The sequence below is a fragment of the Psittacicella hinzii genome (assembly GCF_003585935.1).
GTDB lineage: Bacteria > Pseudomonadota > Gammaproteobacteria > Enterobacterales > Psittacicellaceae > Psittacicella > Psittacicella hinzii.
The window spans coordinates 1-21,431 of sequence record NZ_NRJG01000098.1 but is presented as its reverse complement, the minus strand read 5'-3'; the positions used below and the strand labels follow the sequence as shown (position 1 = coordinate 21,431).

At 35.1% G+C, this 21,431-nt stretch carries 13 protein-coding genes and 2 pseudogenes; 10 read left to right on the top strand and 5 right to left on the bottom strand.

Annotated elements, in window-relative coordinates; translation table 11 throughout:
* Positions 1-77: 77 nt before the first annotated feature.
* The 4 genes and pseudogenes from CKF58_RS08740 to CKF58_RS05595 form a co-directional block, all read left to right on the top strand.
* Positions 78-176, top strand: a pseudogene (locus CKF58_RS08740) (hypothetical protein); the annotation flags it as partial.
* A 36-nt stretch (positions 177-212) separates the two neighbouring features.
* On the top strand, positions 213-944 hold the full coding sequence (locus CKF58_RS05605; protein ID WP_119531820.1) for a hypothetical protein: 732 nt from the start codon (positions 213-215) through the stop codon (positions 942-944).
* Between the two features lie 42 nt (positions 945-986).
* Entirely contained in the window at positions 987-1,691 is a 705-nt protein-coding gene (locus CKF58_RS05600; RefSeq protein ID WP_222987726.1) for an autotransporter domain-containing protein, read from the top strand.
* Positions 1,692-2,486: 795 nt separating this feature from the next.
* On the top strand, positions 2,487-5,111 hold the full coding sequence (locus CKF58_RS05595; protein ID WP_119531816.1) for an autotransporter outer membrane beta-barrel domain-containing protein: 2,625 nt from the start codon (positions 2,487-2,489) through the stop codon (positions 5,109-5,111).
* 218 nt (positions 5,112-5,329) lie between these two features.
* Here the strand turns inward: CKF58_RS05595 and CKF58_RS05590 are convergent, their stop codons facing one another.
* The 4 genes and pseudogenes from CKF58_RS05590 to CKF58_RS05580 all read right to left on the bottom strand — a co-directional run bounded on the left by CKF58_RS05590 (position 5,330) and on the right by CKF58_RS05580 (position 12,357).
* Positions 5,330-8,497, bottom strand: coding sequence for a type I restriction endonuclease subunit R (locus tag CKF58_RS05590; RefSeq protein ID WP_119531814.1), 3,168 nt, complete (start codon positions 8,495-8,497; stop codon positions 5,330-5,332).
* An 898-nt stretch (positions 8,498-9,395) separates the two neighbouring features.
* Positions 9,396-9,938, bottom strand: a complete 543-nt coding sequence (locus tag CKF58_RS08590; RefSeq protein WP_281270685.1) for a restriction endonuclease subunit S — start codon at positions 9,936-9,938, stop codon at positions 9,396-9,398.
* 45 nt (positions 9,939-9,983) lie between these two features.
* Positions 9,984-11,528: pseudogene (locus CKF58_RS05585) on the bottom strand (type I restriction-modification system subunit M); the annotation flags it as partial.
* A gap of 547 nt (positions 11,529-12,075) precedes the next feature.
* Positions 12,076-12,357 carry a putative quinol monooxygenase gene (locus tag CKF58_RS05580; protein ID WP_119531812.1) on the bottom strand — a complete coding sequence of 94 codons (282 nt, stop codon included), beginning with the start codon at positions 12,355-12,357 and terminating at the stop codon, positions 12,076-12,078.
* A gap of 413 nt (positions 12,358-12,770) precedes the next feature.
* Here CKF58_RS05580 and rpsF point away from each other — a divergent pair, with 413 nt between their 5' ends.
* From rpsF to uhpT, 5 genes are all read left to right on the top strand, one after another.
* The gene (rpsF, locus tag CKF58_RS05575) at positions 12,771-13,115 is read left to right on the top strand and encodes a 30S ribosomal protein S6 (protein WP_119531810.1); all 345 of its coding nucleotides are present in this window, start codon (positions 12,771-12,773) and stop codon (positions 13,113-13,115) included.
* Positions 13,116-13,146: 31 nt separating this feature from the next.
* Positions 13,147-13,479 carry a primosomal replication protein N gene (gene priB / locus CKF58_RS05570; RefSeq protein ID WP_119531808.1) on the top strand — a complete coding sequence of 111 codons (333 nt, stop codon included), beginning with the start codon at positions 13,147-13,149 and terminating at the stop codon, positions 13,477-13,479.
* A 175-nt stretch (positions 13,480-13,654) separates the two neighbouring features.
* Positions 13,655-13,876, top strand: a complete 222-nt coding sequence (gene rpsR / locus CKF58_RS05565; protein WP_119531806.1) for a 30S ribosomal protein S18 — start codon at positions 13,655-13,657, stop codon at positions 13,874-13,876.
* An 18-nt stretch (positions 13,877-13,894) separates the two neighbouring features.
* Complete coding sequence (gene rplI / locus CKF58_RS05560) at positions 13,895-14,344, top strand: 50S ribosomal protein L9 (RefSeq protein WP_119531804.1); 450 nt, start codon at positions 13,895-13,897, stop codon at positions 14,342-14,344.
* Between the two features lie 1,102 nt (positions 14,345-15,446).
* On the top strand, positions 15,447-16,850 hold the full coding sequence (uhpT, locus tag CKF58_RS05555) for a hexose-6-phosphate:phosphate antiporter (RefSeq protein WP_119531802.1): 1,404 nt from the start codon (positions 15,447-15,449) through the stop codon (positions 16,848-16,850).
* 715 nt (positions 16,851-17,565) lie between these two features.
* Here uhpT and CKF58_RS05550 read toward each other — a convergent pair.
* The gene (locus CKF58_RS05550) at positions 17,566-18,402 is read right to left on the bottom strand and encodes an NAD(P)-dependent alcohol dehydrogenase (protein ID WP_281270684.1); all 837 of its coding nucleotides are present in this window, start codon (positions 18,400-18,402) and stop codon (positions 17,566-17,568) included.
* A 553-nt stretch (positions 18,403-18,955) separates the two neighbouring features.
* Between CKF58_RS05550 and CKF58_RS05545 the strand changes: the two genes are divergently transcribed.
* Positions 18,956-19,636, top strand: a complete 681-nt coding sequence (locus tag CKF58_RS05545) for a hypothetical protein (protein WP_119531798.1) — start codon at positions 18,956-18,958, stop codon at positions 19,634-19,636.
* Positions 19,637-21,431: the final 1,795 nt, after the last annotated feature.

Sequence of the window (21,431 nt, the reverse complement as noted above, 5' to 3'; positions counted from 1 at the left end):
TTAAGTTATAAAATTACTCCTTCCAAATGAAGGAGGGAGTAGACTAAAAAATTTCGGGAAATTAGGCTCTAGTACAGCAACAGTTCCCATGGATGTCAGGTAACCAACTCAAAACCACATTTACCACCACAGCCTATAATCTAGGTGAGCTAGGGGTTGATGATCGTTTTGGTTGAGGGATTGTTAACTTATAAACGGTAATAAAAGATCCAATGCTTTTTGCTAAAGCTTCAAACTTTATTGCCGATCTGAATAACTTTACTCCAGAAACAACAGCCGACTCAATGCAAAGCTATAACTGGAACTTCCAAAACCACATCTATGGTTCAGGAGAGTTACAAGTACGTGGTGGTTACAACAAGTCTCTTACTTTAGTATGTAACCATTCTTATACTGCTAATAGCGAGTTAACTAATGAACTAGCTGTTGGACAATCGATTACTAAAGGGTTAACTTATACTGCGGTAGTAGAAAGTCGTAGCGCGAGTATAGATCCTACTTTACTAAGTGATAAGACAACTGCTGTAGTTAGTTTAACGGCTACTGAAACAGCAGATAGTTCTAGTGCAGATAATACTACAGTAGCAAGTAGTCAAAATATAGCTGATACAAGTAGTGTTCAAGATACAAGTAGTACACAAGATACGACAGCTACACAAACTACAACTAATGCAGCAACAGCAACCAATGCTCAAGCCGCAAGTGCAGCAATTCTGAACATGAGCGATGAGGAGTTACAACAACTTTTAGTTTCAAGTTCAGGAGCTGTGTATAGCAATATGCAGTTAGCAGCTACTACTCAAGCAAGAAGTCAAAGTCTAGACATTGCGAAAGTAGCGACAGGTCGCTACTTACAAGCAGATAATGATCTTACATACTTATGTAAGCGGATCAGCAGATCATGCTACTTACCGTTACAACGCCTTAGTAAGAGGAGAGTTTGAGCAATATGGATTAACAGCTGGTGTTTATGCTCAACAAGCAGGTTGGAACAGGGGGTAGCATCCTCAGCAACTAAAGCTGATTGGCATGAAAAACTAAGAACTACCAAAGTTTATTACGCCAAAGCTAAAGTTAAATCACAAGGTTTAATTTTAAGTTTAGGTAAAGTATGGAGTGATACTTGGTTAAGTGCTAGTCTATATAGTTATAACCATAAATTCACAGTTGATCGTAGTTCATTAACAGTTTATGATCAAACCACCGAGTTTAATGGTCATAGCTATGGTTTAAGTGTGCAAGCTGGTATTAAACTCTGGCAAACCTCTAATGCTGGACTAGAATTACATGGTGGCTTGACGGCACAAATATATCAACAACGTGCCTTTGCTGAACAATCAAGTTCTAGTTCCGCAAGTATCTTATCAATTGCTACAGTTAGCAAAAACCATTATGATGCCTATGCAAATCTAGGGATTAAAGTTTGGTACAACTTTAAAACGTTTAGTTTTGATTCTGGTTTAGATTTAGCTTTAAACTTCCAACAAAGCTTAAGCCAAAACCGTTTCCAAGTTGCAACCAGCACTCAAGATTTAGCTAATGGTTTCAATCAAGACTTCTTAGCTGAACTATTTTTAGGTTACCGCATTAACCTTACTGATAAATTAACTATTAAGTTAAGTACTAATGTTACTAAAGCTAATGCTTATATCAATGTATGTGGTAAACTTAGTTTAAATTACGCTTTCTAAAAAGCCTTAAGGATCAGTTTCGCACTGGTCCTTTTTTTGCTCTAGGAATGAGGGAGATGTAAAAATAAACAGGAGTTACTGGTAGAGGTGGGAAGAGAGCAGTTATTTATGTACCATTTTTGGAGTGCAGCTCACAGTAGTTGTTGATAAGGGCTAGAATTGTGGTGTTATCTAAATATACAAGAGGGAGTATGTAAAAAAGGGGAAGTGTAAAAAATAAACAGGAGTTGAGATCACTGTAGTTGAGATCACTGGAGTTGAGAGTAAAGTTGGGCATGCAGAATAGACTTCTAAGTTTTTAGCTCTAAAGATAGGTGCTATCAATTTTTCACAGCTATTGTTAGTATGATTTTGCCTGATTATTGGAATGAAAACGAAAGAAGCGAAAATAATGCATAGAAATCAAAAGTTTAGAGATTGGGTAATTGCTTTGCATAAGTATCATTTTATTGCAGTAAGACCTTTCATTCCTATCATTTAATTGTTAGGTGAGAAAAAATTATAATTTTGCCATACATTTATCTAAACAAATCAGCATTATTTAAACTTACATTAACTTTGTGTGTATAATTGAAATGATAGGCGATTACTAAAATGCTCGCTTTATCATAAAATTAGCTCAATCTAATTTTATTTTTCTCAACTTAAAAGATGCTTATGACAACGATTAAACTTTAAGGCTGAAAAGCTAATGACCGGCTTTTCACAAATTTTACCTTAATAGTAATTCTTACTAACTTTTTAATACTTTTTCGTCATAGCATTATTAAATCTAAATTTAGATGGGATAAATACATGTATAAACCAAAATTAACCCGCTTAAGCACAACTTTAATTTCGGTGTTAGTAGCTGCAGGTCTAGCAGCTTGTAACAGTAACGACACCGGAAGTACAGACCAATTTTATTCACAATTTACCAATACAGCTGTAACTCAGCCGTTAGAGACTCCATCAACAGAAACTCCTTCTGATGGTAGTACCTCAAATACACAAGGTGATGTAGCACAACAACCTTCTACTCCTCCATCAACTCCAGCAACAGATCCGGCTGAACCATCAGATAGTGGTCAAACCGATGATACTGCAACTGGTGGCGATAACTCGCAAAACGGTAATAAACAACAACCAAGTGGTGAAGGTAATACCGGAGCTGTAACTGATAATGCTGGCGGTGAGCAACAAACTGACACAGATCAGAATAACGGTCAAGTAGGTTCTACACCATCTACCGGAGATTCTCAACTTGGTGGTACAGGAGTACAAACTGGTGGACAAGGTGATACTGGTGGACAAGCTGGTAATACTGAACAACCAAATCCACCTAAAGTAGAGGGTGACTCTGATGTTAAACAAGATCCCCCTGCTCCAGAACCTGCACTACCTCCAAAAGAAGATGAGCAAAAAACAGAAGCACCTGCTGCTGAAGAAAAAGAAGAAGCTAAAGATGCACAAACTCAAGCTTCAACAGCACAAGACGCTGGTAAAGAAACTGAAGATCAATCTCAATCAGCAACTACATCAGCTCCAGGTCAAACCGAATCTTCTCAAAAAGAGTCTACTCAAACTTCAAGTTCTCCTGAAAAAGTAGAAGAAGAGAAAACTGAAGAACAACCAACTGCCGTATCTGAAGAAGGTAAAAAAGAAGACAGTACACCTGAAGCAGGTAAAATAGAAGGTAAAGAAGCTGGAGATGTTACAACAGGTAAACTGGATTCAGCAGCTCCAGTAACAGATTCTGAAACGGGTAAAGCTAAAAATGGTGGTGAAAGTTCTACTTCTCAAGCTACAGAAGCTACTGTAGATCAAGGAACAGAGCAGAAAGCACCTGAAAAAGGATCTGAAGAATCATCAGAACTTACTTCAGAAGTTGCTAAAGCTCAAGCTGAAGCAGCTCAAGCTGAAGCAGCTCAAGCTGAAGCAGCTCAAGCTGAAGCAGCTCAAGCTGATGAAGCTCTAGATCAAGTAAATGTTGCTAAAGTTGATGACGTAAAACCAGCAGCTGATACTGCACCTGCCTATAGACAGCAAGATCCAGCTCCGGGAGCTGTAGCAAGTCAAGCTGTAACTATGTCTGCTACTGAAGGTGAAAGTAGTGAAGAAACTACAGTTGTAACATCTGGTAGTGATAACGGAGCTACAACAGCAACTGATTCTGGTACAGCTGCAAGTACAACGAATGAAACAGAGACTACCTCTGAATCAGGAACTGGAACAGCAACAGGTACTACAACTGATGCGCAAGCCTCTGCTGCTACAACAGATGAGAATAACGCAGGTACTGATAGCAATACAACCTCTTCAGCAAGTACTACTCCTGCTACTGAAAATACTGAATCTGAAAGTACAGAAAGTTCAGATACAACTATTGCGGCTGAAAATACTACCACAACTGATGATACTCAAGCTGAAACAGATGAAGAAGCTCAAGCAGCTGAAGAAGCTTTCGCAGCGACAGTTACTGGTTTAGCTGGTACTGCATATAGCAATATGCAATTAGCAGCTACGAATACAGCACGTAGTTCTGCTTTAGACTTCACTAAAGCGGCAATGGGTCGTTACTTAACTGACGATACTCGTGTATACGCTTACGTTAACTTTAATGGTAAAGATGTTTCTTGGAAACACTCAAACAAACTAATTAAAGGTGACTTAAATCAATTCGGTACAACAGCTGGTTTCTACACTCAACGTAATGGTTGGAACTTTGGTGCGGCAGCTACTATCGATTCAAGTAATTGGAAAGAAAAAGTAGCTGGTGATAATGATTACATCAATAAAGAACCATTTGCTAAAGGTGATATCAAAACTGTTGGTTTAACCTTTGCAGCTGGTTTAGCTGGTAAAGATTACTGGGTATCTGGTACATTCTTTGGCTTCTCACACCGTACTGATGTAGAACGTAGTAGCTTACGCGTATACGATCAAAAAGCTAAACTTAAAGGTACTACTTTAGGTTTAGGTGTACAAGCTGGCTTCAAAGTATTAGAAACTGAAAATGTAGGTGTTGAAGTAAACGGTGGTTTAACCGCACAAACTTACAAACAAAAAGCATTTGCAGAAACAGCACAAAATGATGACGCTAAACCATACTCATTAGAGTTCAAAGCGAAAACTCACAATGACTTCTTTGCAAATGTTGGTGTAAGAAGCTGGTATAAATTCAGTAGTTTTGGTTTTGATTCTGAATTAGACGCTGGTCTAAACTTATATCAAAGCTTAACGAAAAACCGTTTCGATTTAGTAACTAAAGACAACGTAGCTCTGAAATCAGGCTTTAGCCACAAATTCTTAGCTGATTTAAATCTTGGTTACACAATCAATCTAAGTAAAAACTTCTCTGTGAAGTTAGGCACTTCATTCGCTAAAGCTTCGAATTACTCTGCATTAAGTGGTAATTTAAACTTCAAATTATCATTCTAGTGCCCAGCGTAAATAGAATCTGTATAAAGTGTTTGCCTGAAAAATTGGCATGCTCTTAAGACTATGCCAGAAAAGAAAGTTCCTTTCTTTTCTGGCACTTTATTCCGAAATTAAAACAGGCTGAAACTTATGTTTCAGCCTGTTTTAATTTATGTCTAGTTTTAAATTGTTAGCTATTAGTGTTCATATTAGTGTAGGTATGACTACTCCTAATAATCCTACCATATGCCACTAGCAAGACCTTTGAATTTATCAACAAAGACTTGAATTTTTTGCCATACACTTTTCTTTTTCTGTGTAGGGTTACCTGTTAGAGGATTTTGCGTGCGTGGAATAATATTTGAGAGTTCATCACCATTATATTCAGCATAGCCACGTGATAATGAACGTTCAATATATTCTTTAGCCTCATCTGGTTTAAGTTGTTCTTCTTGAATAAGTGTATGAATCTCTTGTGTGCAAACATGGTCTGCGAACACTTGCAGACTTTTAAAGATTTCCTCAGGACTATCTTGATCTTTTAATTCACCTTGTTCAATAAAATCACTAATTAATTCAGTTTTTGGGTGATATTCCAAACTAGAGTTAACAATTGAACTTACAGTTTCTTTAATCTCTTGTTTATCACGACCACTTTCTTTTTCTTCAAACAATAGCTGGCAAATATAATCGATCGTAATATCTTGAGTTTTTAAGAACTCAATTTCAAAGGTTACCTCACAATCTTCCTCTTGGTCTTGCGACAGAATAGGGTTTTTATTATATTCGTTGCTATTATGGAGATAAATTGATTGTAGATCTTGACGTTCTTTTGGCGTTAAGATCTTGGTGTCTTTAAATGGTGTAAGATCAAAACCTAAATCTACAGCTTTTTGTGCAACCTCATTGCTGCGCTCTAAAATTTGCTGATACTCTGGAGTACCGAAGGCTGTTGAGTTTAATTGATGCTGGAGCGTATTTTGTTCTTCAAGCAGATTGAACTCATAGTAGTTACGCGCTCGGTTACGTAAGTCTAAATAAGTATGTAAATTCTTTTTGAATTCTTTAAATTCTTCAGGTGAGAAAGTGTTTGAATCTGATTTAGACTTAGATTCGAGTACAGCCTGAGAAGCTTCGTTTAGACCAATAACTCTATTACCTTCATTATCTTCGTAACCGAAAATAATCTTATCTAACGATGGCGTTAAGATATCATCGATCGAACCTTTAAAGCTTTTATGATTTGCAAAGAGTTTTAAGGCTTGAACGGTTGCTTCTTCGAGGTTACGGAAGCAGACTACATTACCACAGCTTTTTGTTGCATCGTAAATACGATTGGTGCGTGAGAACGCTTGGATTAAGCCGTGATAACTTAAGTTCTTATCGACAAATAGAGTATTTAATCTTGGCGCGTCAAAACCAGTTAAGAACATGCCCACTACAATTAATAGGTCGATTTGACGTTCTTTTACTTTGCTTGATAGATCACGATAGTAGTTTTGGAAACCTTCAGCTTGATCTATATCAAAAGCCGTATTGAAGTAATTATTGTAGTCGCGAATTGCATTTTTTAAGAACTCTTTAGAAGTGCCTGAAAGTTTGCTGGTATTCATTTCTAAAGTTTCATCAGCAATTTCACCAATTGCACTTGGTCTTTCATTAGCTGCGTAAGAGAAGATAGTCGCAATTCTTAACGGATGCGCTGCACCAGCTTGTAACTGTTTGAAAGTCTCGTAGTATTTTTTAGCAGCTTCTACACTGTCAACCGCAAACATGGCATTAAACCCAGTAGAGTTAGTACTACTACGGTGCGTTTTTTGCCCATAGATCTCAAGCATAAATTTAGCAATAGCTTTAATGCGCTCTGGATGTAAAAGCATTTGGCGCGTAGCTTTGTCTGCTAGTTTATCTTCGTCACGAATGTTCTCTTGGTTTTTGGCTGCTTTATATACGTTGTGATAGTCAACTTTAAAAGTTAACACTTTTTTATCACGAATAGCGTCCGTAATTACATAAGAGTGTAAGATATCACCAAATACACTATTGGTTGTTGCTGAATCTTTGAACGAGTTCTCTTCAAAAATTGGCGTACCTGTAAAACCAAACTGACAGAAGTTTTTAAACTTGTGATTAATGTTACGCTGTGCTTCACCAAACTGTGAACGGTGACATTCATCAAAAATAAATACTACTTTACGCTGGTAGATTTCTAAGTTGTCAGCTTGTTTAATCAGATGGTTTAGTTTTTGAATAGTGGTAACGACGATTTTGTTGTCGTTATTTTCAAGGTTATTACGTAAAGCATTAGTTGAATTCGAACCAATTACGCTTGTTTCATCAAAACGCTTATACTCAATTAAGGTTTGATGGTCAAGGTCTTTACGGTCAACCACAAATACTACTTTATCTACACATTCGAGATCTTTAGCTAAACAAGCAGCTTTAAAACTAGTTAAAGTTTTCCCCGAACCGGTCGTATGCCAAATAAAGCCACCTTTTTTCACCGTTCCCCATTGATTTTCGCGATCAATGGTTTGAATGCGATCGATAATACGTTCAGTAGCTGCGATTTGGTATGGACGTAAGAGTAAAAGAACGTCACGACTATCTAATACTGAGTACTTAGTAATCACACTTAATAAAGTGTGCGGTTGTAAGAAAGTAGCTGTGAAGTCTTTTAGATCTTGAATAAGCGTATTGTCGTATTGTGCCCAGTTGATCGTAAAATCAAAACTATTTTTTACAGCCGTACTACCCGAACTTTGAACAATAGAGGTGTTAGCAAAGTAACGAGTATCCGTACCATTAGAGATAATGAAGACTTGTAAGTACTTAAATAATGAGCTGTCCATATTGAAGCTTTCATTAGCATAGCGTGCCATTTGGTTGAACGCTTCTTGGATCGAAGCTCCACGTTTTTTCAGCTCAATTTGTACTAGAGGTAAACCGTTAACTAAGATAGTTACGTCATAACGGTTGTGTCCGTTTTTAAATTGACGAATTACTTGTAAATGGTTACGGCTTAAGTCTTCTTTATCTAAAATGTAGATGTTCTTAAGATCACCATCCCTAAATTTTAGGTCAAAAACTAACTCATTATGGATGATTTTAGCTTTAGCTACAGGCGTATCGTCTTGCTTATCGATATAATGTTTTAAGAAATCATCCCAATCATCGTCGGTAAAATGATAATTGTTTAAACGTTCGATTTGCTTACGCAGATTAGCTCTTAAGGCATTAGGATTTTTAACATCAGTTAATACTTCATAACCTAAAGCAGCTAAGTCTTGCACAAGAACGCTTTCGAGCTTTTCTTCACTTTGATAGTCAAAATCGTTAGTTACGATTTTCTCGTAGTTTTCAAGAATGACGAATTTTGGGTCGACAATAGAATTAGCGATTGTCATAGGCATACCTTGAGTAAGGAAATTGCAGGCATAGCAATAGAGCAATTTCTGGTAATAATTATGGTTAAGTATTAATGCCTTTCTCTTGCGATTTGTAAGTGATGCTAAACGCACTTGTTACTTACAAAATAGAATACATGTTTACAATAAGTTAAAGGTAAATAGAGAAGGAATTCGGTAAGTGATTTTTAAGAAAATCTTCCTACTAATAAACACTAGTAGTCTTATTATATGATTGTAAAACAATTATATCTTTTATCGCAAGTATTTAGTGCAAGAAATGCACAATAAAAGTGAATTTTGTGACTTGTGCAGCTCTCTAAAAGACTTGTTAGAGCATTAGCTCTGCTTCCTGATAGTCCAAACTAACTCTTACGATGAAATTTTACTCATTAACGGTAAAAATTTTTAAAGATAAATAACAAGAATATAGAAGAAAAAATACTGCAAAATACTACAAAAAAAGTACTACTTCAGGTATGCACGAGGTAAACAATTTAAAGATCTGAAAATGTAGTGAGACTGATTGGCTACTCGGTTTGGGGTACTGATCAAGCTCCTTCCTTATAGAATGTTAGCTAAAGATAAAGAATTAGTTGTACTTTTTCCTATCACTAATACTCCGATCACGAGAAATAGAAGACGAATATAAAAAAGAACCAAAATAACTAATGCGCAAAGCTTGTTTGCTCATTAGCTACTTTGGTTTGGGTTTTAGTGAAATTAAGCTTAGCTTAAGTTAGCGAGGTTAAGATAAGACTAATTTAGGAAGTTTATCGAGCTTAGTTAAGTAGGAACTTACTTTGTTGTCCACTTATCTAACTCTCCATCTACTTACCTAACTATCCATCAACTCATCTAGCTGTCTAAACTTTATTATCTAAATGTCTAAGCTTTCCTATTTTTGTCCTTTAAATAAGAAGTTACTGTAGTAGCGATATTGGCTTTGATAGAGAGCTATTTCTCTACCTAGACCATTTGTATCAGAGACAATCTCTTCAAATAAATCGAGAACTTTAGCAATCTTCTCTTGTTGTGCAAGAGGAATCATAGGTACTTGAATTCTTGGTAAGTGACCTTGCGGTAAACTTGGACGATCCAAATTATTTAAAAACGGAATAAAGTCCATTTGTTTGAGGTAATGGTATAAGAAGCGACTGTTCATAATCCCCTCTTTACCTCTTAAGATATGCACGTGCTCGTTTGCCCAGAACTTACCTGTTACCCAACGTACAGAGTAGTTTTCGATGCTATTCGTACCATCTTGTGCAACCAGAATATATTCTCCATCATGGGTATAGCCATCAATAGTTCCTTGAATACTATTGGCTCCATGATAAGGAGTAGTGCCATGTGGACGAAGCGAAGCCTTAATGCCGCGGCGCTTATTGTTAGCAATTTCAGCCACTTCAACTAAAGATTTGAACTGGGAGTTAGCTATATCAAATACTTCACCTTGTAAGAATTTAGCAATCGCACTTTGTGTTACTTGGGTATGTAAGGCTTTAATTTGCGCTAGCGTAGCTGTAAGCTCTTGATTAATTTGCTCTATATCAAGGCTTTCATTGCTTTTAGCGATTTCTACATACTTACTAATCGAGAGATCATAGTTATTAGCAATAATTTGCTCGAGGCTAGCATTGTATGCGCGGTGTGGCACGTTTTGCTTATCAGCAAATAATTGCATGATTTTCTCAATGTGCTCATCGGTTAGTTCGTTTGAACTATCAACCTTTTTATAGATCTCACTCGCGTCGATAAATTGAATATCCGTAGTTTGTTTATTCTTGGCAAGGACAATAATATTTACGGCAATGGAAGTGCCATAGAACATATTAGGTGCAAGAGCAATTACTGCTTCGACGTAGTTGTTATCGACTAAATATTTACGAATTTTTTGTTCTGCCCCTAAGCGATAGAAAATACCAGGGAACGTAACTATTGCTGCTTTACCACGCTCCGATAAGTAGTTTAAGGAATGCATAATAAAGGCAAAGTCAGCTTTAGTTTGTGGAGCTAATACTCCGGCTGGTGCAAAGCGTGGATCTCCGATTAAGGTTGGATCATCTGCACCTATCCAGCTAATCGAATATGGAGGATTAGAAACAATTACATCGAAAGGTTCGGCATCTCTAAATTCAGGATGAAGTAATGTGTCCCCTAAACGAATATCAAACTTATAGAAGTTGATTTTGTGCAAGAACATGTTCATGCGTGCAAGGTTATATGTAGTTGGGTTAATTTCTTGCCCAAAATAACCATCACGAATTTTTACTTGGTCGTTGAGTTTACGCATTTGCAGTAAGAGCGAACCTGATCCACAGGCCGGATCGTAAACTTTATTCACGCGTTGCTGCCCATGGCAAGCTAAACGCGCAATTAGTTTAGATACTTGCGGTGGAGTAAAATACTCACCACCAGATTTACCAGCATTAGCGGCATAGTTTGAAATTAGATATTCGTAGGCATCGCCAAAGAGGTCAATTTGATTGTCAACAATATTACCAAAATCGAGCTCAGCAATGCCTTTTAGAATCGCAGCTAGGCATTTGTTTTTAGCAATCACGTTTTTACCTAGACGTGAACTAGTAACATCGAAATCCGCAAACAGACCTTTGAGATCATTTTCCGACGCATGACCAACAGCTGATTGTTCGATTGCTGTCAGAATATTGCGTAAATCAATATTGAGGTTGGTATTAGTATCTGCAGTTTTGACAAGATTGCAAAAGAGTTGACTTGGGTAAATGAAGTACCCCTTAGTATCAACAACGTAAGAAATTAGGCTTTCTCTCTCTCTCTCTCTCTCTTCTACGGCATGGATCATGGATTTAACTTGTTCATCAGAGAGCTCACTATAGTTGTGTACACTGTCACTCAGAAAGTTAGCAATGTCTTCACTAATAAAACGATAGAAGAGTGCGCCTAATACGTATTGTTTAAAATCCCAGCTGTCGATTGAGCCACGTACTTCATTGGCGATTTGCCAAATACGACGCTGGAGTTCAGATCTTTGTTGCAAAGCAGTCATAAGCTGTTCCTAATTGCAAGATAAGGATAGAAGCTTAATCTCGATACTAAATATCAAAATTAAGGATAGACACTAATAGAATGGTTACTAAAAATAGTAACTAAAAATACAAACTTTAAAAATAGATGCTAAGAAGCGCTAGGCTTATGCATTGTTACTACAAATAGCATGGTAATTGTTGCTCCCAGAACTATTGATAGCACCAAATAAGCTCTCCTATCATGAACGATGAGAAAAGATTTTGTCAATCAAAGCTAACGAATTATAACGAAACGAATATTAAATACTTGCTTAAAAAATCAATTAAATTTAAAGATCTCAACTTCTAGCTTACAATAAGTTTCCCAAATAGTCTGGAAAGTTAAGAATTAGCACTCTTAACGATTACCCTTGGGTTATGAGATTGCTCATGGTAAAAGTAGCAAATATGAAAAAGTACAGAAGCAAAGAGCTACCTAAATTTAGGTAGCTCTTAAAAAATGTCTAATTTTTTTATAATTTTAATATTTTTTAAGTTTTATAAACTAGGGGCTAGTTTACAAACTGATTAGCACTCAACTAATTTGATATTAGCAGGTTCTTCTAAAATCTCTTGGATTTGTGGAAAGTATTCTGTAAAGTGTGGTTGTTGCATATGTGCTTCTAAGTCTGCCATAGAATCCCAACGCTCAACAAAAACAAAAGTATTCTCTGCACCAACTTCTTGACCGCAGCGGTAGAATTGACAACCTTTATCACTTGGTGAAGCTTTTTCTAAAATCGCAGCTAATTTTTTGAATTTTTCAACTTTAGTAGCTTGTACTTTACAACTTGCGTATACGAGAATCATAAGCTCTCCTGTTTTATCAGATTTAAGGATTAAAAAGTATAAAAAGTTACGTTTCTATTATAAAACATTTAGTAGAGGCTGGCGTTGACACGAGCTAATTAAATAGTGATTATTGTTGTAGAGTTTGTAACGGATTTTGTTGTGGATTTAATTGTGAATTTTATTACGGATTTTTTTTCATTGATAGAGGTAGATATATTTTTGAAAATAAATCACCTTTTTAGAAAAACTTTTGCTATAATATTACGTTGTGATTTATCTTTAATTTTTAATTAAAAGTTTTTAATTATCAAGTAGTAGATAAGTCCGCAAAAAATTATTAAACTTTGTAATTTTTGCTCTCACCTTTTATCATCCTTGCCTTTGTAGATATAGAGAGCTATCTAGAAGGCTTTAAACCGTAAGGATCAGTAATGCGTCACTACGAAATCGTATTCATGGTTCACCCAGACCAATCTGAACAAGTTCCAGCAATGATCGAACGTTACACTTCAATGGTAACTGAAGCTGGTGGTAAAGTTCACCGTTTAGAAAACTGGGGTCGTCGTAATTTAGAATACCCAATTAATAAAATTTACAAAGCTACTTACGTATTAATGAACGTAGAAGCTGACTTTGAAGTGATTGCTAACTTAGAAAACACTTTCCGTTATTCTGATGCAGTAATCCGTTCATTAGTTTTACGTGTGGACGAAGCAGTTACAACTCCATCACCATTAGCTAAAGAAGGTGATGACAAAAGTCATACAGCTGAATAATTAAACAATTAAAAAATAGAGAGTATTAAAAGTGGAAAATGAAATCACCATTGATGGCACTATCTGTATTGAGCCTCAGGAGATTATTTCTCCATCTGGAATACCTCACCGCCAATGGACTATGCAGCACCAATCTGAACGCTTTGAAGAAGTAGGTTTACGTCGCAAAGTGTGGTTAAGATTAGCTGTGTTAGTAAGCGGTCAAGAGCTTGTAAACGAAACAAAAGACTGTACTTTAGGTACAAATGTACGTTGTACTGGGTTCATCTCTGCACATAAAAGCCGCAAAGGTGATACTCAACTCATCCTACACGCCCAAAAAGTAGAGATTGTTGAATTTAATGACGAGGAAGAAGATAAATAAAATTTGTTTTTTTCTACGTTCGCTTGCCAATAGTCCACGGATATAAAACTGGGGAGATCCTAGCTTTTATAAATGGTAGAATTTGCCATTGTGAGATATTTTAGAGCGGGTAGATATCTTAGCCCGTACTAACAACAATCATAGTAAGATTTTATTAATTAGGAGACAATGCCAAATGGCTCGTTACATTCGTCGTCGTAAAATGGTACGTCAACCAGAAGCAATTCAAAACGTTGACTACAAAGACGTTGCTACATTAAAAAACTTTGTTAACGAATCTGGCAAAATCGTTGCTAGTCGTTTAACTGGTGTTGACGCTAAAACTCAACGTCAATTAGCTCGTGCAATTAAACGTGCACGTTACTTAGCTTTAATTCCTTATACTGATAATCAGTAATCAACTGGAGATCTTAGCATGAAAGTTATTTTATTAGATAAAGTTGCACATCTAGGTTCAGTTGGTACTGAAGTTGAAGTGAAAAGCGGTTACGCACGTAACTACTTAATTCCTAACCACTTAGCAGTATTAGCTACAGCTCAAAACCGTGCATATTTTGAACAACGCCGTGCTGAATTAGAAGCACAAGCTCAACAAAAACTTCAAGCTGCGCAGGCAGTTGCTGCAAAAATTGCAGAAATTGGTACAGTAGAAGTTGGTGTTGCGGCTGGTCAAGAAGGTCGTTTATTCGGTTCAGTAACTACTCGTGATATCGTAGAAATTTTAGAAGCTTATAGCATTGAAGTTCCTAAATCATCAGTGCGTATCAACGGTGGTCAAATCCGTGAATTAGGTGAACACACAGTTGTGATCCACTTACACGCTGATGTAAACGTAAACTTACCAGTTAACGTAGTTGCTCGTTAATTTAAAGTTTTTACTTTAAGTTTTATTAACAAAACCCCAGAGATTAATTTCTCTGGGGTTTTAACGTTGGTAAAAACTTTGGTAAAAAACTTTTCTAATAGAAGAAGTGCGAACATTACTAGCTGTAAGAGTTTAGAGCTTAGAGCTTAGAGCTTCGATAACAAAGAGGCTTCAAAGAGTTTAATCAGCAAATAGCTAGCTTACTAATAAATATCTTAAGGTGAGAAATTTGTGAAGCAAGCGTGAAAACCTATAACTTTTTCTCAAAATCTCGACTAAGCTTTAAGGTTATGTCCAAATTAGCTCTATGATTTTTCGCCGTAATTATTTTAAGCTTTGAAAAAACTGTGATCTATGTCACAAATCTGCACAAACGATTATCATTTTTTCGTGTCTCTATTTATAATAAAGATGCTGGGGGCGCTATTAATTTAGCCCTGACATGAATATTGCTTACATAGCTATTCTGTATAAGTATGGTCTTTGCTACTATCGCCTCTAGCTTTCTTGTCTTTTATTCAAATAGGTCATATTGTTGTTATTTTGTGTGATTTACAATCAGAGGCGCGAGCTTCTGATTTTTTTGTTTTTACTCTCTCACTTGTGGTGTATTATCTGTGAAACAATAAAAAGGTTGATTAAATTTATCGTATTTTTTCAGGCAACCATTAAAGGCTGATAAATTTGACTTAGATATAATTAATTAAAACGAATTTTTACATAATTTAAATAAATTTGAGCTTTTACGATCAACTCAACCATTTTCAAATTTGCCTTTCTCGTGCTTAAAACTCTACTATCTTTTAGGGTTATCTTGAGCGATTTTGATCCAAACGATCAAGAACTTAAGAAAAAATTGTATCTTGCGCTATTAATCTAATAAATTTAATTGCGTTTTTTTCAACCTCATCTATTATTAGGGAATAGTTTTTTCTCATATTTAGATATGAGTTTAGGTAATTAAGGTATAGCAAAGAGTAAGTTAGGCTCAAATGGATTAGCCGTGTATAAATTTATTAGTACTTATTCTTTGCTGATAAATTTATGCATTGCTCAATCGTATTTTGAGGCACTACTCTGCGCTTGATGTTGAGTATTTGATATGCGTTTTAAATTAATTGAACAAGTACGTAAGCCTACGCTTGACTTACCTGTAGAAGTAAGACGTAAAATGTGGTTTAAACCATTTATGGCTTCTTACCTCGTGGTATTTATTAGCTACATGGCAATGTACTTAATTCGTAAGAATTATAATGTGTCGCAACCAGACTTAATTGCAACTTATGGTCTTACTAAAACCGAATTAGGTCTGATTGGTTTAGGTTTCTCTATTACCTATGGTATTGGTAAAACAGTTTTAAGTTACTTTGCCGATGGTAAAAACACTAAACAATTCTTACCATTAATGCTAGTGTTATCTGCAATCTGTATGTTAGGTTTTGCGGCATCACTAGATGGTGGTAGTGTTGCGATCTTCTTAATGGTGAACTTCTACGCTCTTTCTGGTTTCTGTCAATCATGTGGTGGTTCATGTTCAATTGCAACCATTACTAAATGGACGCCACGTCGTAAACGTGGTTTCTTCTGTGGTTTATGGAATATTTCACATAACGCAGGTGGGATGGCAGCGGCTGGGGTAGCACTCTTTGGTGCAAACTACCTCTTTGATGGACATGTAATTGGGATGTTCATTTTCCCATCACTTATCTGTTTAGTGATCGGGGTAATTGGTCTATGTGTGGGTAATGATAGTCCTGAATCTTATGGTTTAGGTACTGCTGAAGAATTATTTAACGAACCACCTTCACAAGAAGACTTAGAAGCAGAAGCACAACAACTAAGTAAATTCCAAATTTTCGTTAAATACGTGCTTTTCAACAAAGTAATTTGGTTACTATGTTTTGCTAACGTATTCTTATATATCGTACGTATTGCTATCGACCAATGGGCTCCAGTATACGCCTACGAAGAATTAGGTTTCTCAAAAGAAGTAGCAATTAATGGTTTTACCGTTTTTGAAGCCGGAGCTTTAATTGGTACTTGTTTATGGGGCTTTTTCTCTGATTTTGCTAAAGGTAGACGTTGTGCGTTAGCAGTATTAGCCTTATTAATTATTATTGGTACTTTAGGTTATTACCAACACGCTACTTCGCATACTATGTACTTAACATCATTATTTGTGTTAGGTTTCTGTGTATTCGGTCCACAATTATTAATTGGGGTTGCGGCTCTTGGTTTCTTACCTAAACGTGCGTTAGCTGTAGGTGATGGTATCAAAGGTACATTCGCTTACTTAATCGGTGACTCTTTTGCGAAATTAGGTTTAGGTCTAATTGCCGATGGTACTCCGATTTTTGGTTTCACCGGTTGGACAGGTACGTTCTTAGCAATTGACTTATCAGCTATGATTTGTGCTGGTTTATTAGTAATTGTGGCGATTTTTGAAGAAATCAAAATCCGTCGTGAAGCAAAACTAGCTAAACAAGCTAATACTGAACAAAAATAATTAACACTCAAGATTAAAAGATAAAAATTAGTAAAACTAGTATTGTTAAGGCTAACATTAGTAAAGTAAGTACTGGTAAAACTAATTAATAAATAATTTAATCTGTGATACAGGGTTAGAGTAATCTCTAATCCTGTTTTTTTTGTGCTTTGAGTAATGGTGTGTGAAGTGGCCTTATTTTGCGGTACACAAACGTAAAAAATCCTCTTGTCGATGACAAGAGGATTGAAACATAACTAATTAATCAAAGGAACCTTGCTTAAGAGAAACACAAACAACAAAACAACAAACAACACAAACCCTTAAGCGAAGGAGAATAAGAAAACTTTATAATCTAAATTTAACTTATCTTAATTTATTTTAACAGAAAAGCGTATTTTTTTCAAACTATTATCTTAAAGTTGTTCGTATCTTAGCGCGAAAGTCTTCGTTTATGCCTAATATCCTAGATAAAATCAAATATATGAAATTGTGTATATGAGTTGTGTAACAGGTTATTCATAATTTATGATCAATTAAACATACTCCCTACTCCTTATCCCACTAACTACACACAATCACTTCCTACCCCGGATCTTTCCCTACTTCCAATTTTTAGCTGTCCCCCAAAAATGATACAAACTAAAAAAAGCAAGAGGTAAAACCTCTTACTCATCAGTTCTTATGTTAATTGGGTTTAGATTGCTTGGCTTGATTTATTTAACTATGCAAGCAATTATAGTTTTTGCATATCAATTACAAAACGATAACGCACATTATTACGTTCAAGACGTTCAAGTGCGGTATTTACGTAATCAGGAGCAATTAATTCAACATCTGTCACAATATTATGTTTAAACGCAAAGTCTAACATCTCTTGCGTTTCAGCGATACCACCTATGTTTGAACCTGCTAAGACGCGGTTACCGTGAATTAGATTATATGCACCTACTTTAAATGGTTCGCTTGGTAAACCTACGTTTACTAAAGCACCACGGTAGTTTAATAATGGGATATATTCGTTAATATCATGAGCCGCAGAAACAGTATTTAAAATAAAATCAAAACGATAAACTGCTGCAGCCATTTGTGCTGGATCACTAGTTACAATGGCGTCATCAGCACCTAAACGTTTAGCATCTGCTGCTTTTTCAGCTGTACGCGTAAGAATAGTTACATGAGCACCCATAGCTTTAGCAAAGCGAATAGCTACGTGTCCTAAACCACCAACACCTAAGATAGCTACTTTTTTACCAGCACCAACATTCCAGTATTTTAAAGGTGAATATACGGTAATACCAGCACATAATAATGGAGCTGCTGCCGCAAGGTCAGTAAAGTTTGGCATATGCAGAGCATATTTATCTTCTACTACGTAGTATTTACTAAAACCACCGTAAGTAAAGTTGTCTCCACCTAGGATTTTATCTTTACTGTTAAATGAGAAAGTTAATTCTGGACAGAATTGTTCCTCTTGGTGATCGCAAGCATGACAGTGACCACAAGCGTCAGCAATACAACCTACGGTTGCTAAATCACCCACTTTAAACGAAGTAACTTGTTTTACGTAAATAATTATATGCTTGAGGTGATTAAAGATAAATAGCCTTTAAGTGCAATCTATTGTGAGTTTAATTCAATAATAGATTTATTACTGCTGTAAGGTAGAGCAAATAATGGTGAGTGGATAAGATTAGAAAGCTGGTAAGAATTGATAAAGACGTATAGGGACAAATAAGTACAAGCAAGGGTATATAAAGGCAGGCAAGAACAGACAAGAACAGTTAAAGAGTAGTGAATATAACGGATAAGGACATATGAGGATAGATAAAGGTAAATAAGAACGGTTAAAGACTAATGAGTGCGGGTAAGGTCTGATAAAGGAGAATAGGGAATAGCTCAGATTGGTAGGGTTAAATAAGGCTGGTTTGTAATATTTTGGGGGTACAGCTCAAATATTTCTTAAGCAGATGTATCGCTTTTTAGTGTTTCTTTCGTTAAAATAGAAGATAACGCTAAATAGTTAAGTTTAAGAAGTGCAGACATAGTGTAGTTTCTATCTTCTTAACTATTTTTAAGTTAAAAACAAGTATACAAATTCTGTTAATTTATTAATGCTGATTTATATGAGTCGCAAAATAGTTTCTCTTAGCGGTAAATGCTTCAAGTATTTATTGCTTAGTTTAAGTGGTTTATGTAGTAGTTTAGTGTTTGCGAATACGCTTACTTATTATGTAAATCCAGTGCAAAGTTCATTTTTTCAAACAGATGGACATAAAGCCTTAATTGCGCAAGTAAGTCCATTGTTTGTACACCAAGCAACAGGTATAGAATTGCAGTGTCAAACAGGACGTACATTGTATAATCCTGCAGCTTTAGCTAATATTGATCGGATTACAATTTCATACGCAGATAATGATCATTATGATGCTGGATATGGTTGGCGCTTAAATCGTGCGCAAGTATATTTAACTAATACGAATAAAGAAGTATTTAACTACAATAGCTGTCGAGTAATATTTACGCGTAGTGTTTCAGTAACTGTAAGTTTAGAAAAGCAGCCACATAATAAAGTATTTTTTGATATGAAATATACTACTGAAGAATATGTGCCACCAGCAGTAAGCAAATTTACTCGCTTACCGGTTGCTAGCTGTACCGTAAATCCGCAACCAAGAACGAAAGCTAAACTGCAAATTTATTATTCGGCAGAACATAAGAGTTTTATGCCAAGAGCATTAATGTATAGAGATGTTAAAAATGAATGGCAAGTATGCCATTTAGATTATGCACAGATCTATAACTAGCTTGAATAACCCTAAAATAAGAGAAATTTGTTAGTTGTACGCAAAGGCTAAATGCATTTTCATATCAAAAGTAAGATTTACATATGCCGCTATATCAAAATTTTGCCATTTGCTAGTTAGACATAATTTTGTAATCTGGCATTTTTAGCAAAAAATAGTATTTAAGAAAATACTTCAAGAGTAATTTTCTAGTAATTTAGTAAGAATTAAAATGTACGCATAAGCTGTATCCAAGGCAATGCCTAAGAAAAAGCATGGTATGCAGCCATGAAAATAAGGAATTTGTGTTTAAGGCTGAAAATTGGTGAACTTATGCCCCTTTGTTATAATTAAAAATGTATTCTTCCGAGAATGCAGAATTGATAATATAAAATTTACTGGTGCTTTCATCGTTTAGGTGGAAGCATTTTTCGTATTTGGGAAATAAGGGTGAGGCTTTATAGAAGGGCTAGTGAATTAGTGAGAACTGTGAGTAGAAGTGATACGCTACAATACACTACAATACACTACAAAGCTCTACTTACTAATGAAAAAGAAATAATGGCGAAATTGGCAAATCTGTATGAGCTATATACGATAGAAGAGTAGTAAGTATGGTATATAGATAAATGAATGGTCTAGTAAAAGTACTACGCTGATTAGTAGTGCAAAAATTACACGTGTAGAATAATGATGACTTGTAATTAATGAACATTTAACTAATGAACATTTAAATAATGAAGGTTGTATGATCTAAGCGAAATAATTATTTTAAATAATGAGTAAGCACGTTGTGCGTATTAAAGGTGTCTATTTGTGGAGTACAGCTCAATTAATTGTTCAGGGGAGAGTGTTACTTTTTGTACATGGAAATGATTTGGTGAGATGGTAAAGTTAATTAATTACATTGGAGCTTAAATCCAATATTAATATAGGAGAGGATAACAATTAGGTAATTGAAAATAACTGCCACTACTGTTTAAAATAACTCAATAAAAAGATTTACCTTAAAATCCAATTTACATACTCACTACTTTGTACAAGTTAAAGAATCAATATTTAAATGAATAATCAATCCCTCAATATAGCAATTCACTGTATGGGTAACTTCAGTATTTAAATAATTAGCTTTATAAGTTATTGAACAAGAATAAGAGATATACTAAATACACCACACTCTATAAATAAACTAAATAAATAATTAAATAAGCAATAAAGGGGATAGTATTTTTTATTTAATTTGAGCTTTAAATTAATTATGGTAAGTTGTTTTTACAGAGAATTTGGTAAATAAAAGTAAATAATCGGAAATTTTATCTAAAAAAGTTTAATCTATTTTGTGCGATAAATTAATAACTTACATAAAGAGATAAAAGTTTTTTATTTTTAGCTATTGACGAAGGCTGTTATCCAGTCTATAATACACCTCGTTGCTTGAGACAAGCGACAACAAGTAAAGAGAAGTTTGAATTGCATTTTAAAAGAATTTAAAAATAATTTAAAATTTCGCTTGACAAGGTTGTTAAAAACATTCTATAATATACAACGTTGTCACAATAAACTAACCAACCTAATCAAAATAAAAAAATAAAAAAAAAGATTTGACAAGGTTGAAAAAAAATGTTATAATTTTCTTCGTTACTTTTTCAAAAAAAACTTCAAAAAAAAGAAGAAAGATTTTTTTTAATTTTCCGCTTGACAAAATAAATTAAAAATTGCTATAATATTTTTCGTTGTTTAAAGCTAACTTGGTAATAAATTACCACTCAAAGTTATCTTTAAAGAATGTAAAAATTCAAGATCTTTAACAATTTAA

Coding starts and splice junctions, on each gene's coding strand:
- CKF58_RS05605 (WP_119531820.1), top strand. CDS start 213: ATGCTTTTTGCTAAAGCTTCAAACTTTATTGCCGATCTGAATAACTTT.
- CKF58_RS05595 (WP_119531816.1), top strand. CDS start 2,487: ATGTATAAACCAAAATTAACCCGCTTAAGCACAACTTTAATTTCGGTG.
- CKF58_RS05590 (WP_119531814.1), bottom strand. CDS start 8,497: ATGACAATCGCTAATTCTATTGTCGACCCAAAATTCGTCATTCTTGAA.
- CKF58_RS05580 (WP_119531812.1), bottom strand. CDS start 12,357: ATGATTCTCGTATACGCAAGTTGTAAAGTACAAGCTACTAAAGTTGAA.
- rpsF (WP_119531810.1), top strand. CDS start 12,771: ATGCGTCACTACGAAATCGTATTCATGGTTCACCCAGACCAATCTGAA.
- rpsR (WP_119531806.1), top strand. CDS start 13,655: ATGGCTCGTTACATTCGTCGTCGTAAAATGGTACGTCAACCAGAAGCA.
- rplI (WP_119531804.1), top strand. CDS start 13,895: ATGAAAGTTATTTTATTAGATAAAGTTGCACATCTAGGTTCAGTTGGT.
- uhpT (WP_119531802.1), top strand. CDS start 15,447: ATGCGTTTTAAATTAATTGAACAAGTACGTAAGCCTACGCTTGACTTA.
- CKF58_RS05545 (WP_119531798.1), top strand. CDS start 18,956: ATGAGTCGCAAAATAGTTTCTCTTAGCGGTAAATGCTTCAAGTATTTA.